Genomic DNA, 14,798 nt, shown 5'->3' on the forward strand with positions numbered 1-14,798 from the left:
AGCCATCACGTCTTGCCGCCCCGGACCGACACCGGATGGCCATCTCCGGGAAACCCGTTCGCCGAGACGGATCGGTACCGGAAACCTTCCGGTCGGCGTCCGGGCACCACCGGGTTGTTGCGGCGCTGCGCGCCGCGGCGGTGTGGCCACCACCACGGGTCGACGCCCTCCCGGCCGGACCGGCGCGGCGCACCTCCCGTGCGCGCACGGTGACGGAACGCGGCCCCACCCGTCCGATGCATGAGTGCGGGGCACCTTCATCCGGCCATGTCGGATGAAGGTGCCCCGCACTCGGTTCGATCAGCGGTCGAGCGGCGGCTGCCGATCAGGGCTCAGCGGGGCGGCGCGCCTGCCGCGCCCGGGGCCGGGGGCGGCCCGCCGCAGTGGATGATCGGCTGCGGCTTGTACACCGTGGTCTGCCGCTCGGTGCGCACCTCGCCGGTCTTGATGTTGCGGATCGTGCGGGTGTCGGTGACCGTGAAGCCGCCGATGCCGCTGCTCGGGCTGCACGGTTCGCCCGGCGGGATCACCTTCTCCTCCGGCTGCGTCGGATCCGTCCGCGGCCCGATCTCGGAGGACACGTCGAACTGCTTGGTGCCCCACAGCTTCACCGTGATCGACGACGGCGTCCACTGCGTCGTGATCAGGATGCCGCTGTCCGAGACGTTCTTGAACTTCACGTCGATGAGGCTCTTGCCGGAGGGGCTCTGGAACACCGTCGACTCCCGGCCCTCCGGGTAGCGGCTGATGTAGTAGCTGTGCGGCTTGTGCTCCACGTCCTGCATCCCGGCGAAGTACGCCGCGTTGTAGATCGTGGTGGCGAACTGCGAGATGCCGCCGCCGACCGCCTTCGCCGGGCGACCGTCCTCGATGATCCCGGACTCCACGTAGCCCTGCTCGACGCCGCGCGGACCGGTGTGCCCGTTGAGGCTGAACACCTCGCCCGGCTTGACCAGCGCGCCGTTGACCTCCTCGGCGGTGCGCCGGATGTTCACCCCGGACGCCTGCTCGAACCCGCGGGTGGTGAACTCGCCGACGACCTCCCGCACCCCGAGCGCGTTGGCCTCGTCGGTGGTGAGCTCGGCCGGCTCGTGGACGTAGATCGCCCGCACCGAGCGGTCCTGCTCGCGCTTGGCGACCTCCAGCAGGTTCTCGAAGCTCTTGCCCCAGTCGATGCCGATGCCGTCGCTGGACGGCTTGACCACCGGTCGGCCGCCCTCCACCACGATCTGCGCGTCCTTGCCCGGCTTGATGGTGTCCGCGAGCTGCGGCTCCACCCCGGCGACCGCGGCCGGCACGTCGATCGAGGCCTTCAGCCCGCCTTGGCCGTCGGGCTCGAACCGCAGCGCGGCGGCCATCGTCTCCGGGGTGAGCTGGGCGTCCTTGCCCTCGCCGCGCACCGTCACCGGCGCGGACACCGCCGGACGGGCCACCTCCCGGACCGCCTGGCGGACGCCGTCGGCGGTGGTGCTCACCTGCTGCTCGGAGAACGGCAGCCGCACCGGTCCCTCGTCGGCCCAGTCGGCCAGCACGGTGTCCGCGGCCGCCGCGACGTCGACGCTGCGCCCGGTCACCGGGTCCACCGGGACCGGCCGGGTGCCCTCGAACCGGATGGTGCCCTCGGCGGGCGCGCGGTCCAGCCGGGGCTTGACCTCCTCCAGCGCCTGCACGAGCTGATCCCGGTCGCCGCCGTTGACGGGCGCGACCTCGCGGGTGCTGAACAGCGAGGAGATCCGGGTGAACGGGTTCAGCGGCTGGCTGCCCGCGTGCTCGACCGTCGCCGCCCAGTCCATCCGCAGCCCGGCCTGCGCCGGGTCCAGCGGGGCCAGGTTGTCGCCGACCTGGAGCTGCACCGGGTCGTCCAGCCGCGGCTCCAGCTCGGTGCGCAGCCGCTGCTCGGCCGCCGCCGGTTCCAGACCGCCGATCGCCACGTCGGCGACGACGGTGCCGCGCGGCACGGTACCGCTGCTCAACGCCAGGTCGCCGAGGTAGAGCAGGGCCAAGGCGCCGACCACCGAACCGGCCGCGATGCCCGCCTTGACCAGACCGCTCTTGCGCCCCCTGGGCGACTGCGGCTGTTGCGGCGGCTGCGGCTGCTGCTGCGGGGGTTCCGGGTAGCGCGGGATGGCCCGGGTGGCCTCGTGCGCCGAGTAGCCGGGGAAGTCCGACGGCAGCGCGGCGATCTGCTCGGTGCGCTCGGCGTCGGTCTCGGCCGGCGGGCGCGGGACGTCCGGGCGGGTCCGGTCGTCGACCGGCGGGATCCGCTGGGTCTGCTCCGCGCTGGTCTCCGGCCCGGCGGAGAGCCGCTCGGTCGGCTCCTCACCACCGTGACGGCGGTCGTGGTTTTCCGACACCGCTTCCCCTTCTCCCTGTCGGTCTTGCGGCGGGGCACGTCAGAACGTCGGAGGTCGGCGCATCGGCTCCGCGCACGCGGGCGGGCCGCCGGGTCACAGGTACAGGCCGGTGCCCTGCTCGGTGCCCTCGCTGGCCACCGCGTGCAGGTCCCGCTCCCGCATCACCAGGTACGCCTGCCCCCGGACCTCGACCTCGAACTGGTCCTCGGGGTTGAACAGCACCTGATCGCCCGTCTTGACGGCACGGACGTGGCTGCCGACCCCGAAGACCTCGCCCCAGACGAGCCGTTTGGCCATCTGGGCGGTCGCCGGAATCACGATGCCGCCGTTGCTGCGGCGTTCCCCCGATTCCTGGGACATCCGCACCATGACCCGGTCGTGCAGCATCTGGATTTCGAGCTTGCCATCGGTCACCCGAAAAGTTTACTCGGCGCTACCACGCGTGTCGGTGAGCAGGGCATCACACCTCGGCATCGAGACCGCCCATCATGAGCGGCAGCCGCCGCGGACCGGCGGCGGTCACCTTGATCGGCACGCCCCAGTCCTGGCGGGTGAGCCGGCACACCGGGTGCTCCACGGCGGGGTCGTCGTCGCAGCTCGCGGCCTGCGCCACGACGTGCAGCACGCCGTGCTCGACGGTGTCGGAGAGCACCACGCGGCGGCTCAGCGCGGTGTCGGCCCCGGCTCCCTCGACGAGCAGTTCCGGCGGCGAAGCGCTGATCTCCACCCGGGTCGAGGGCCCGTAGCGCTCGTCGAGCTTGGTGCCCGCCGGTGGGGTGAACACCACCGCCACCTCCACCTCGCCCGGGGACAGCTCGGTGTCCGGCCGGGTGACCTGCTGGGCCGCGCCCCGGACCAGGGTGGCCGACACCCCCGGCGGCACCGGGCGCTCCAGCCGGTGCGCGGCCGAGGCCACCACGACCAGCTCGCCGTCGACCACCACCGCACCGGAGGGCTCGGCGACGTCGGAGGCCAGCGTGGAGACCTCCTCGGTCGCCGGGTCGTAGCGGCGGATCGCGCCGTTGTAGGTGTCGCACACCGCGACCGAGCCGTCCGGCAGCACCGCCACGCCCAGCGGGTGCTGCAGCAGCGCCTCGGCGGCGGGCCCGTCGACGTGGCCGAAGTCGAACAGCCCGGTGCCCACGGCGGTGCGCACCGCGAAACCGCCCTCGACCGGTTCCACCCAGCGCAGCGCGGAGGTCTCGGAGTCGGCCAGCCACAACCGGTCCGCAGCGGCGGCCAGGCCGGAGGGCTGGGCGAAGAACGCCTGCGACACCTCGCCGTCGCGCAGGCTCTCCACCGTCGTCCCGGCGAACCGGCGCACCTGCCCGGTGATCGGGTCGAAGCAGCCGAGGGTGTGGTTGCCGGCCATCGCGATCACCACGCCACCGGCGGGCTCCCACCAGGCGAGGTCCCACGGACTGCTCAGCGCGACCTCGCGGGCCGGACCGGAGTCGGCGCCGTCGCGCCACTGCGCACCGGTGCCGGCCAGCGTCGTGACCTGCCCGTCGGACAGCCGCACCCCGCGCAGCAGGTGGTTGACCGTGTCGGCCACCACCACGTCGTAATCGACCCGCTCGGCGACCTCGGCGGGCAGCACCGCGACCCCGGCGGGCTCGGCGAACTCCGCCTGGCCCGGACCGCCGTCGGCGGCGCCGCGGCGCCCGCTGCCGATCCGCCGCCGCACCGTCTCGCCGTCGGGCTCGAACTCCACCAGCGCGTGGTTCGCCGAGTCCGAGACCAGCAGGTTCCCGCTGTCCAGGGCGGCGACCTTGCCGGGGAAGCGCAACGTCGTGGCGGGCGCGGGCGGCGGCACGTACGGGTCGTCACCGCGCCGCAGGGTGCCCTTCGCGCCGTGCTCGGCGACCAGCTCCGCGACCACCCCGCGCAGCGCCTCCAAGTGCCCCTCACCGGCGGCGACGTGCACCACGTAGCCCTCCGGGTCGATCACCACCAGGGTCGGCCACGCCTTGACCGCGTAGTTCTGCCAGGTCGCCAGCTCCGGATCGTCGAGCACCGGGTGGTGCACCGCGTAGCGCTCCACGGCGGCGGCCAGCGCGTCCGGGTCCGCCTCGTGCTCGAACTTCGGCGAGTGCACGCCGAGCACCACCAGCTCCGCGGCGAACTCCTCCTCCAGCGGGCGCAGCTCGTCGAGCACGTGCAGGCAGTTGATGCAGCAGAACGTCCAGAAGTCCAGCAACACGACACGTCCGCGCAGGTCGGCGAGCCGGGGCGACTCACCACCGGTGTTCAACCACTGGCGGCCGACCAGCTCGGGGCGCGGACACGGGCACGGCGCTTCTGCTGCTCAGCACTCACGCCCGGAGTCAACAACACGTCGTAGTGGACTGTTCCGAGGGGGCGGCTGTCGAGCCGAGCCTCACTGGTGAGTCCTCAGCGGGGGCAGGGGCGGCCCTGCTTCCTGGCGTCGGTGGCCAACGTGATGGCGGTGTCAAGCCTGTCCCGGGTGTTCACCAGATCTTTGACCTGCCTGTCGATGCGGTCGCGCTCGGTGGAGAGTCGGTCGAGCAGCTCCACGGGCACTTCGTCGGTCTCGATACATGGCAGTAGTTCCACGATCGTCTTGCTCGACAGCCCGGCCGCATACAGCTGCTGAATCAGGCAGACGCGATCAGCGGCGCTGTCCGGATAGTGCCGCTGGCCGCTGGGACTGCGTTCCGCCGTGAGCAGGTCCTGCTCCTCGTAGTACCGCAGCGCCCGCACGCTCACGCCCGTAGCGGCGGCGAGTTCACCGATGCGCATAGCGCCTTTCCCTGTGACGCGGATCCCTTTTCTTGCCTCTGACGTCGACGTCAGCTTTTAACGTAGCCCGCGAACGGCTCGTGTTGAGCCATCCCACGACATCCACTTGGAGCCAACCATGAAGATCGCCGGTTCTGTCGCCCTGGTCACCGGCGCCAACCGCGGCATCGGCCGACACTTCGTCCAGCAGTTGCTGGAGCGGGGTGCGGACAAGGTGTACGCGACCGCGCGCAACCCCCGGCTCGTCGACATTCCTGGTGCGGAGGTACTGCAGCTGGACATCACCGACCCGGAATCGGTCGCCGCCGCGGCGGCCACGGCCGACGACGCAACCTTCCTGATCAACAACGCCGGCGTCGCCACCGGCCAGAACCTCGTGACCGGAGACCTCGCGAAGATCAGGCTGGAGATGGACACGAGCTACTTCGGCACGCTGAACGTGGTCCGGGCCTTCGCGCCCGTCCTGGCCGCCAACGGGGGAGGAGCGATACTCAACGTCCTGTCGGCGATGTCGTGGCTGTCCTACGACGGGGCCAACGCCTACAGCGCGGCGAAGGCGGCTGAGTGGAGCCTGACCAACGGTATTCGCCTGGAACTCGCGGATCAGGGAACCATGGTGACGGGCCTGCACCTGGCCAGCACCGACACCGACATGATGGCCGCATACGACATCGACAAGAACGATCCCGCCGATGTCGTGCACACCGCGCTGGACGGCGTGGAGGGCCGCAGCATCGAGGTCCTTGCGGACGAAGACAGCGCCCGGATCAAGGCCGGCCTGTCCGCCGACCCCGGCATGCTCTACCCGCAGATCGCCTCCGACGCCTGAGCATTCGGCGGTAGGGAGCGGTGTTCCCGAGGCGCAGACGGGTCGGGATAGAACGCCTTGTTCTACACTCGGGACCGTGGACTCGATTTCGATGCGCGACCTGAACCAGCGGACCAGCGAGGTCGTCCGCAGGATCGCCGCCGAACGGCATGCCGTGGAGATCACAAGCAATGGCGAGCCGACCGGTGTCCAACTGGTGCCGGTCAGTCGTGGACCGGCCGTGCTCGACCAGCTCGTCGCGGCCGGACGGGCCACCGCTCCCACGGTGCACGGCCCGATCACCGCACCACCGCCGTCAGCGGGCGACCCCGTCGACGTGGCAGCCGCCCTCGCCGCCGAGCGCGACGAGGAGCGCTGGTGATCTACCTGGACGCGGCCGCCATCGTGAAGCTCTGCCATTCGGAACCGGGCACCGACGAGCTGGTCGACTGGCTTCGCGACCGAAGCGAACGCGCGCTGGTCTCGTCCGCTCTGGCGGAGATCGAGGTCCCGAGAGCGCTGCGCCGGAGCGCCCCGCACGCCCTGCCCGCCGTTCCCGCGGTCCTGAACCGGCTCTTCCGCGTCGACATCGACAGCACCGTGCGCGCCACCGCAGCCGCCTACGACGACCACCGGATGCGGAGCCTCGACGCGATCCACCTGGCGACGGCCTCCGTGCTGGCGCGGACCGGCGACCAGGAGCTCACCTTCGTGACCTACGACCGCCGACTGCTCGACGCGGCAGCGCGGGTGGGATTCGACTGCACCGCACCCGGTCTCGGCTGACACCTGCCCCCGGAAAATCCGTCGCCGCCGCCGCGCCGGGCGTGGCACCATCGCCGACGTGCCCGAACTCATGACGCCCGAGCAGATCGCCGCCCGCACGTCGCGCGCCGTGGCAGCTGCCGCCGCGGCGGGCCGGGACCTCGGGCTCGAGGTGACCGAGCCGACCGTGCTCTACGACCTGTTCTCCGTGGTGGTGCACCTGGCCCCGTCGCCGGTGGTGGTGCGGGTCCCCACCGTGCTGATGCCGGGCAGCGACCCGGAGATCCAGGCCGCGCGGCAGCGCCGGGAGCTCGACGTGGTGCGCTGGCTCGTCGAGCAGGGCGCGCCGGTGGTCCCGCCGAGCCCGCTGGTGCCGCTGGAACCGGTGCGGCGGGACGGCTTCTCGATGACGTTCTGGCAGCTGGTGGACAAGACCGCCGAACCGGACTTCGTGCAGGGCGCCCGGCTGACCGCGGACCTGCACGCCACCCTCCGCGAGTACCCCGGCGAGCTGCCGTTCCTGTCGTCGGACGAGCCGGACGCGGTGCGGGCCGGGCTCACCGCCCTCGAAGGGCGCCCCGACCTCATGGACCCGGCCGACCTCGACCGCGCGCAGCGGGAGTGGGCGGTGCTGGCGCCCCTGGTCGGCTCGCGCGAGCGGTTCGAGGCGGAGTTCCCCGGCGTCGACCTGCAACCGCTGCACGGCGACGCCCCCGCCTACAACGTCATCGTCACCGCCGACGGCCCGCTGCACGGCGATTTCGAGCTGACCGCGCTCGGCCCGGTGGAGTGGGACCTCGCCTCCTTCGGCCCCGAGTGCGCGGCCGCCTACGACGAGGCCGCGCAGCGCCGCGGCCTGCGCCGGCTCGACCAGCGGGCGCTGCGGTTCATCGAGGCGGTGGGCATGTCCCGGACGCTGATGTGCCTGGCCCTGGTGCCCCAGCTCCCGTCGCTGGCCGACCTGCTGAAGCCGTCCGTCGAGCACTGGCGGGGGCTGCCGTTCGCCGGCGGCATGACCGGCTGACGCGCCTCACTCCCCGCCGCGCCCCGGATCGGCCCCGCCGCGCCGCCTCGGGGTGCTCGGCACGCGGAGCCGGTAGCGCACCCCGGCCAGCCGGATCGCGACGGCCACCCCGCCGCGACCAGCGCGCTCGCGATCCCGTAGATCCCGAGGTGCATCGCCAGGACGGTGAGCGCGGCGCCCACCAAGGCGGGAACGGCGTAGAAGTCGCTGGTCAGCACCGAGGGGACCCGCCGCACGGCCACGTCGCGCAGCGTTCCCCCGCCGACCGCGGTGACCGTGCCGAGCAGCACCGCCTGCACCGGCCCCAGGCCGAACTCGATCGCCTTGTGCGCCCCGGTCACGCAGAACACGCCCAACCCGACCGCGTCGAAGATCGTGATCAGCTTGGTGAAGCGCTCCAGCTCCACGCTCAGGAAGAAGGCCACCAGCGCCCCGCCCGCGGCGACCCCCAGGTAGCGCAGATCGCTGAACGTCGCCGGCGGCAGCGAACCGATCAGCACATCGCGGATGATCCCGCCGCCGAGCGCGGTCATCATGCCCAGGGCGAGGACGCCGACGAGGTCCAGCCGGACGGCGCGCACCGCGGTCAGCGCGCCGTTGAGACCGAACGCGAACGTTCCGGTCAGGTCCAGCGCGAGGAGCAGCGGCGAGGGCGGCATGCCACCAGTCTGGCGCCGACCGGTGCGCGCCCACCCGCCGTCCCGCGCCGCGGGTCGGTTCGTGGGGTCAGCGGCGCCGGTCGCCGACGTAGAACGCGGTCGCGGCCAGCGTCGGGACCAGGGTGCCGATCAGGATGATGAGCGCTTCCACGCCACGTTCTCCTTTCCGCATCGTCGAAACGGGTGAAAAACCGGGCATTCGGGAACAAACGCGAATGAACGGAGGTTCTTCGGGCAACAGGGAAGAGGGGCCGAGTCCCGGGGAAATTGGAAAGCCCCGCGATGCTGCCAGGTCGGGGGTCCGACAGCACCGCGGGGTCATCCTGCATATCGGCGTACGACGGGCCGGCGTTACACACCCGGCCGGGTGTGTCGTACGTCACTTCGACGTGGCCCGCCCCGGGACCATACGCGGACCGCATCAGACCTGGTCAGCGCCGCGTTACGACGTTCCGCGAGCCGGTGCCCGCGTCCGCTCACGAGCGATCGGCACCGCGGGAGTGGTTGGCTGGGGGCATGGCCGAAGTCGTCACCACCGGAACGGGGCAGGTGCCGCGCACCGCCGACCGCGCCGTCCTCACCGTCGTGTTCAGCGCGGTCGCCGCCGAGCGCCAGCAGGCGATCGCCGATCTCGCCGCCCGCGTCTCCGGGCTGGAGACCACCCTCGGCGCCGAGCACGTCGAGGTCGCGTCCAGGACCCTGTCGGTCCGCCCGCACGTCGCGGACGGCGCGCCCGCGGGCAGCCGCGCCGTCCAGCACTTCATGCTGCGGGTCGCCGACCCGGCGGCGCTGGAGCAGCTCGCCGCCGAGCTCATCGACGCCGAACCGGAGCGCCTGGACGGCCCCCGCTGGGAGCTGAGCGATCCGACCGAGGCCACCGACGAGGCGCAGCGGCTCGCCGTCCACGACGCCCGCCGCCGCGCCGAGTCCTACGCCGACGCGCTGGGCGTGCGCCTCGGCGAGCTCGTCCGGCTCAGCGACGTCGGCGCCGACCGCCCGCGCGCTTCGGGCCCCGCCGCCCCGCAGCTCGGCGGCGCCTCCCGGGGCACCGCCGCGCACGTCCGGGAACTCGACCTCACGCCCGGCGAGGTCACCGTCACCGTCGTCTGCAACGCCACCTGGAACCTCGCCTGACCACGCTCCCCGCCCGGGTGATCCGTTCCGGGTGAGGGGCACCTTCATCCGACATACCCGGATGAAGGTGCCCCTCACTCACCAACCGTCCGGGTGAACCGACGCCCGCATCACCCGTTGGGGACATGAGTGAGGGGCACCCTTGCCCAAGTAACTGGGACAAGGGTGCCCCTCACTCAGCCGGATTCACCCGGGCGTCGAACCCGCAGTGCTCCGAGCGGCGTCGTGCGCGGGTGCCCGGGTGCTCAGCGCTCCAGGACCGCGGTCATGCCTTGGCCGCCCGCCGCGCAGACCGAGATGAGGCCGCGGCCGGAGCCGCGCTCGGCGAGCAGCTTCGCGAGGGTGGCCACGAGCCGGCCGCCGGTGGCGGCGAACGGGTGCCCGGCGGCCAGCGAGGAGCCGACGACGTTGAGCTTGTCCCGGTCGAGGCTGCCGAGGGCGCCGTCGAGGCCGAGCCGGTCGCGGCCGAACTCGGGGTCCTCCCAGGCCTTGAGCGTGGCGAGCACCTGCGAGGCGAACGCCTCGTGGATCTCGTAGAAGTCGAAGTCGCCGAGGCCGAGGCCGGTGCGGGCGAGCAGCTTCGGCACGGCGTAGGTCGGCGCCATGAGCAGGCCCTCGTCCCCACCGACGTAGTCGACGGCGCCGGTGACCACGTCGCCGAGGTAGGCCAGCACCGGGAGCCGGCGCTGCCGGGCCCACTCCTCGCTGGCCAGCAGCACGGTGGAGGCGCCGTCGGACAGCGGGGTGGAGTTGCCCGCGGTCATGGTGGCGTCCGCGCCGCGCCCGTAGACGGTCTTGAGCTTGGCGAGCTTGTCGGCGTCGCTGTCCGGCCGCAGGTTCTGGTCGCGGGACAGGCCCTGGTAGGAGGTGAGCAGGTCGTCGAAGAAGCCCCGTTCGTAGGCCGCGGCGAGGCGCTGGTGGCTGCGGGCGGCGAGCTCATCCTGCTCCTGGCGGCCGATCTCCCAGGCCTGCGCGGTGGTGGCGGCGTGCTCGCCCATGGACAGCCCGGTGCGCGGTTCGGCGTTGCGCGGCAGGCCGGGGACGACCTGCTGCGGCCGGAGCCCGCGCAGCGCCTTGAGCCGTCCGGCGGCGGTCTTGGCGTTGTTGAGCTCCAGCAGCACCCGGCGCAGGTCGTCGTTGAGCTCGATGGGGGCGTCGCTGGTGGTGTCGACGCCGCCGGCGATGCCGGAGTCGAGCTGGCCGAGGGCGATCTTGTTCGCCACCGACACCACGGCCTCCAGCCCGGTCGCGCAGGCCATCTGCACGTCGTGGGCGGGGGTGGCCGCGTCGAGGCGGGAGCCGAGCACGGTCTCGCGGGCGAGGTTGAAGTCCCGGCTGTGCTTGAGCACCGCGCCCGCGACGAACTCGCCGACGCGCTCGTCCTGGAGGCCGAAGCGGGCGACCAGCCCGTCCAGCGCGGCGGTGAGCATGTCCTGGTTGGAAGCGCGCGAGTAGGGCCCGCCCGCCCGCGCGAACGGAATCCGGTTGCCACCGACGATGGCTACTCGGCGAACGGACATGGTGACTCCTCGGCTGGTCGGCTGGGCGGCGGCGACGCCATCACTGGGCAATCTACGTTACCGGCGGGTAGCTTGTGCGTCGAGCGATGGCCGAACCCGCAGGAGTGTCCTATGTCCGACCGGTACCAGCAGTTCACCACGTCGCCGATCGGGCGGCAGATCACCAAGCGCCTCGGGCTGCCCGCACCGACCCCGCTGCGCCGCCACCAGCCCGGCGACCCGGTCGTCACCGGCCCGGTCCTGGTCGGTGCGGCGCCCGGTTCCCGGCTCGGCGACGCGATCGCCGCGACGCTGGCCGAGGTCGGCGCCCCGGTCCGGCACACCGGCCAGGAGGGTGAGCGGTACGCGGGCCTGGTGTTCGACGCCACCGGCATCGCGCGCAGCGAGGACCTGCACTTGCTGCGCGACTTCTTCGGCCCCACGATCCGCGAGATCGACCGCTGCGGTCGGCTGCTCGTGCTGGGCACCCCGCCGGAGGAGATCACCGATCCGCGCGAGCGGGCCGCCCAGCGCGCGCTGGAGGGCTTCGTCCGCACCGCGGGCAAGGAGCTCAAGCGCGGCGCCACCGCCCAGCTCGTCCACGTCTCGCGCGGCGCCGAAGGCGCCACCGGCTCGACGCTGCGCTTCCTGCTGTCGGCGAAGTCGGCGTTCGTCTCCGGGCAGGTCGTGCGGGTCGGCGCGGCCGAGGTGCCCGAGGTCGACCCGGATCGCCCGCTGGCGGACAGGGTCGCGTTGGTCACCGGCGCCTCGCGCGGCATCGGCGCGTCCATCGCGCGGACCCTGGCCCGCGACGGCGCGCACGTGGTGTGCCTGGACGTGCCCGCGCAGGGCGGCGACCTGGCCGCGGTGGCGAACGAGATCGGCGGCTCCACCCTCCAGCTCGACATCACCGGCGAGGACGCGCCGCGCCGGATCACCGAGCACCTGGCGCAGCGGCACGGCGGGGTGGACGTCGTGGTGCACAACGCCGGGATCACACGGGACAAGACGATCGGCCGGATGGACGAGCAGCAGTGGGCCGCGGTGCTCGCGGTGAACCTCACCGCGCCGGAGCGGATCACCGAGGCGCTGCTGGCGCCCGGGTCGCCGCTGCGCCCCGGTGGCCGGATCGTCTGCGTGTCGTCGATGAGCGGCATCGCGGGCAACGTCGGGCAGAGCAACTACGCCGCCTCCAAGGCCGGGGTGATCGGCTTGGTCGGCGCCACCGCGACGGCGGCGGCCGAGCACGGCGCGACGATCAACGCGGTGGCGCCCGGGTTCATCGAGACGTCGATGACCGCGGCGATCCCGATCACCGTGCGCGAGGCGGGGCGCCGGATGAACAGCCTGCGCCAGGGCGGTCTGCCGGTCGACGTCGCCGAGACGATCGCGTGGTTCGCCGACCCGTCCTCCGCCGGGGTGAACGGCAACGTGGTCCGGGTCTGCGGCCAGAGCCTGCTGGGAGCGTGACGATGACCGAGCTGACCGGCGCGCCGAACCTCACCGCGCTCTACGCCAAGGCGGTGGCCACCACGCCCACCCGGCGCGGGGGTGAGCTGCCGAGCACCGAGTACGTCCGGCGCGGCATCCGCGTCGACCCCGACCACCTCGCCGCCTACGACCGGGTGTGCGGGTTCGGCCTGCGCGACGAGCTGCCCATCACCTACCCGCACGTGCTGTCCTTTGGCATGTCGGTGAAGCTGATGACCGACCCCGGCTTCCCGTTCCCGCTGGTGGGCCTGGTGCACGTGGCCAACCGCATCGAGCAGCACCGGCCGCTGCTGCTGACCGAGGAGCTGACCCAGCGGATCCGGGTCGCCGACGCGCGCCCGCATCCCAAGGGCGTCCGGTTCGACGTGCTCACCGAGACCGAGGTGGACGGCGCGGTGGTGTGGCGGGAGACCAGCACCTACCTGCGGCGCGGTCCGGGTTCGGGGGAGCCGTCGCGGCGCGAGGTGGACGCCGGCGAGCGCACCGCGACCTGGCGGGTGCCCGGCGACCTCGGCCGCCGCTACGCCGCGGTCTCCGGCGACCGCAACCCGATCCACTTGAACCCGTTGGCGGCCAAGGCGTTCGGCTTCACGCGCGCGATCGCGCACGGCATGTGGTCGAAGGCGCGGTGCCTGGCGGCGTTGCGGCTGCCGGAGTCCTGCACCGTCGAGGTGGACTTCGCCAAGCCGCTGCTGCTGCCGTCCACCGTGGACTTCGCGGCGCGGCGCACCGGGGGAGGCCGCGACTTCGCCCTGACGTCCCGCTCCGGCAGGCCGCACCTCCTCGGCACCGTCCGCTGATCGTCACTCGGGGACAAGGGACGCCTTCATCCGGCCCACTCGGATGAAGGTGCCTGTGCCACGACGGTCGAGCGCGCCGATGATCTTTTTTCCGGCGGGTGCGCAACCCCTTCGGGGGATGGGCGTCTTAGGGAGTGAAAGAACCAACGAGCGCACGGGGGACGAAATGTTCAACCGCACCAAGAAAACCTCGACCATCGCCGCGATCGCCGGCGGCGCGATGCTGCTCCTCGGTGGCGGTGCGATGGCCGCGTCGCAGCAGGCCGACCCCGCCCCGGGCGACATCGGCACCTCCAACTGCGCGGCCTCGGACTTCGCCCTGTCGATGACGCCGCTGCCGGACAAGCCGGGGCCCGCCTTCGCGCTGGAGATCAAGAACACCTCCGACAAGACCTGCGAGCTCAACGGCGGATGGCCGGGCGTGTCCGGCACCGACATGACCGGCGAGCCGGTCGAGCAGCTGCCGACCGAGAACGTGCAGACGCCGCCCGCGGTGGACCACTTCAGCCTGACCCCGGGGCAGGCCGCCTACGCGGGCGTCGCGGTGCACGTGGGCGCCAAGGGCGACCCGAACAGCTACGTGATCACCGGCTTCCAGGCCCACCTGCCCGACATGCCGGAGCAGCTGGTGGTGGACCTCCCGCAGGGCGCCATCGAGATCCCCGCCAAGTCCCTCGAGGTCACCGAGATGGTCGCCGACCCGGGTCAGCTCAGCTGAGCCCGAACGCGGTCGGCCGGGCGCCCCACCCCGGCCGACCGCGTCCCTCGGCCAGCAGCCGCACCGGGAGGACCCGCGCGTCCTACTCCGCGGGGGTCCAGGTGCGGCCTTCGACGAGGTCGCCGAAGCCCATCCAGACCATGTTCATCAGCCGCATCGCCAGGCCGTCGGCGGTGTGCTCGGGGTTGTCCACCCACCAGTCCGCCAGGGCTTCGCCCGCCCCGGCGAGGGCGGCGGCGAACGGCTCGGTCTGCTGCGGCTGCATCGGCTGGGCCGAGCCGTCGGTGGCGCGGGCGAGGAGTTCGGCGATGAGCACCATCGCGCGTTCCCGCCATTCGACGAGCTCGGCGACGTTCGGTTCGCCCTGGGAATTGGTCTGCCGGTGCAGCACGGTCCAGCCCGCGCGGTTGCGCTGCACGTACTCGAAGAAGACCCGCAGCGCGCGCCAGAGCTGTTCGACGGGCGGCAGGCCGCTTTCGGCCGCGCCGCCGATGGTCTCGATGAGCAGCGTGGATTCGCGCCGCACGCAGGCGATGAACAGCTCGTCCTTCGCGCCGAGGTAGGCGTAGAGCATCGGCTTGGACACGCCCGCGACCTCGGAGATCTCGTCCATCGAGGCGTTGTGGAAGCCCCTGGCGGCGAAGACCTCGACGGCCGCGTCCAGGATCTGCCGCTCCCGGACCTCGCGCGGCAGTCTTCGGCTGCGCGGGCGCGGCCCCCCGTTGTCCTCGGCCTTCATCACACCTCTTGTCCCCCGGTCCTGCCCACCAGGTTAGATCAGGA

14 protein-coding genes and 1 pseudogene are annotated in these 14,798 nt (G+C 72.6%); 8 read left to right on the forward strand and 7 right to left on the reverse strand.

Annotated features, from left to right (window positions below):
- Positions 1 to 332: 332 nt before the first annotated feature.
- The 4 genes from ACQP0T_RS27145 to ACQP0T_RS27160 form a co-directional block, all read right to left on the reverse strand.
- Positions 333 to 2,354, reverse strand: coding sequence for a VanW family protein (locus ACQP0T_RS27145; protein WP_433870570.1), 2,022 nt, complete (start codon positions 2,352 to 2,354; stop codon positions 333 to 335).
- A 93-nt stretch (positions 2,355 to 2,447) separates the two neighbouring features.
- Positions 2,448 to 2,768 (reverse strand): GroES family chaperonin, encoded by a 321-nt coding sequence (locus tag ACQP0T_RS27150; RefSeq protein ID WP_433870571.1) that lies wholly within the window; start codon positions 2,766 to 2,768, stop codon positions 2,448 to 2,450.
- 46 nt (positions 2,769 to 2,814) lie between these two features.
- The gene (locus tag ACQP0T_RS27155) at positions 2,815 to 4,608 is read right to left on the reverse strand and encodes an NHL domain-containing thioredoxin family protein (protein WP_433870572.1); all 1,794 of its coding nucleotides are present in this window, start codon (positions 4,606 to 4,608) and stop codon (positions 2,815 to 2,817) included.
- 140 nt (positions 4,609 to 4,748) lie between these two features.
- A complete protein-coding gene (locus ACQP0T_RS27160; RefSeq protein WP_433870573.1) occupies positions 4,749 to 5,117 on the reverse strand; it encodes a MerR family transcriptional regulator in 369 nt (122 codons plus the stop codon).
- A gap of 118 nt (positions 5,118 to 5,235) precedes the next feature.
- Between ACQP0T_RS27160 and ACQP0T_RS27165 the strand changes: the two genes are divergently transcribed.
- The 4 genes from ACQP0T_RS27165 (at position 5,236) to ACQP0T_RS27180 (ending at position 7,714) form a co-directional block, all read left to right on the forward strand.
- Positions 5,236 to 5,946, forward strand: coding sequence for an SDR family oxidoreductase (locus ACQP0T_RS27165; RefSeq protein WP_433870574.1), 711 nt, complete (start codon positions 5,236 to 5,238; stop codon positions 5,944 to 5,946).
- Between the two features lie 76 nt (positions 5,947 to 6,022).
- On the forward strand, positions 6,023 to 6,307 hold the full coding sequence (locus tag ACQP0T_RS27170) for a type II toxin-antitoxin system Phd/YefM family antitoxin (protein ID WP_345356574.1): 285 nt from the start codon (positions 6,023 to 6,025) through the stop codon (positions 6,305 to 6,307).
- Positions 6,304 to 6,711 carry a type II toxin-antitoxin system VapC family toxin gene (locus tag ACQP0T_RS27175; protein WP_433870575.1) on the forward strand — a complete coding sequence of 136 codons (408 nt, stop codon included), beginning with the start codon at positions 6,304 to 6,306 and terminating at the stop codon, positions 6,709 to 6,711. Before ACQP0T_RS27170 ends, ACQP0T_RS27175 begins: the two co-directional genes overlap by 4 nt.
- 58 nt (positions 6,712 to 6,769) lie before the next feature.
- Entirely contained in the window at positions 6,770 to 7,714 is a 945-nt protein-coding gene (locus ACQP0T_RS27180; RefSeq protein ID WP_433870576.1) for a phosphotransferase family protein, read from the forward strand.
- A 215-nt stretch (positions 7,715 to 7,929) separates the two neighbouring features.
- Here ACQP0T_RS27180 and ACQP0T_RS27185 read toward each other — a convergent pair.
- Positions 7,930 to 8,373 (reverse strand): annotated as a pseudogene (locus ACQP0T_RS27185) (trimeric intracellular cation channel family protein); the annotation flags it as partial.
- Positions 8,374 to 8,889: 516 nt separating this feature from the next.
- Here ACQP0T_RS27185 and ACQP0T_RS27190 point away from each other — a divergent pair.
- Positions 8,890 to 9,507, forward strand: coding sequence for an SIMPL domain-containing protein (locus ACQP0T_RS27190; protein ID WP_433870577.1), 618 nt, complete (start codon positions 8,890 to 8,892; stop codon positions 9,505 to 9,507).
- Between the two features lie 245 nt (positions 9,508 to 9,752).
- On the opposite strand, the gene ACQP0T_RS27195 is transcribed toward ACQP0T_RS27190, so the two are convergent.
- The gene (locus ACQP0T_RS27195) at positions 9,753 to 11,027 is read right to left on the reverse strand and encodes an acetyl-CoA C-acetyltransferase (protein WP_433870578.1); all 1,275 of its coding nucleotides are present in this window, start codon (positions 11,025 to 11,027) and stop codon (positions 9,753 to 9,755) included.
- A gap of 111 nt (positions 11,028 to 11,138) precedes the next feature.
- Here ACQP0T_RS27195 and ACQP0T_RS27200 point away from each other — a divergent pair, with 111 nt between their 5' ends.
- The 3 genes from ACQP0T_RS27200 to ACQP0T_RS27210 all read left to right on the forward strand — a co-directional run bounded on the left by ACQP0T_RS27200 (position 11,139) and on the right by ACQP0T_RS27210 (position 14,015).
- Positions 11,139 to 12,476: a 3-oxoacyl-ACP reductase gene (locus ACQP0T_RS27200; protein ID WP_433870579.1), complete on the forward strand. Its 1,338-nt coding sequence runs from the start codon at positions 11,139 to 11,141 to the stop codon at positions 12,474 to 12,476.
- Positions 12,477 to 12,478: 2 nt separating this feature from the next.
- On the forward strand, positions 12,479 to 13,297 hold the full coding sequence (locus tag ACQP0T_RS27205) for a MaoC family dehydratase (protein WP_433870580.1): 819 nt from the start codon (positions 12,479 to 12,481) through the stop codon (positions 13,295 to 13,297).
- 166 nt (positions 13,298 to 13,463) lie between these two features.
- A complete protein-coding gene (locus ACQP0T_RS27210; RefSeq protein ID WP_433870581.1) occupies positions 13,464 to 14,015 on the forward strand; it encodes a DUF4232 domain-containing protein in 552 nt (183 codons plus the stop codon).
- A gap of 82 nt (positions 14,016 to 14,097) precedes the next feature.
- On the opposite strand, the gene ACQP0T_RS27215 is transcribed toward ACQP0T_RS27210, so the two are convergent.
- A complete protein-coding gene (locus ACQP0T_RS27215; protein ID WP_433870582.1) occupies positions 14,098 to 14,754 on the reverse strand; it encodes a TetR/AcrR family transcriptional regulator in 657 nt (218 codons plus the stop codon).
- Between the last annotated feature and the right edge of the window lie 44 nt (positions 14,755 to 14,798).

The organism is Saccharopolyspora sp. CA-218241 (assembly GCF_050954615.1).
Lineage (GTDB): Bacteria > Actinomycetota > Actinomycetes > Mycobacteriales > Pseudonocardiaceae > Saccharopolyspora > Saccharopolyspora cebuensis.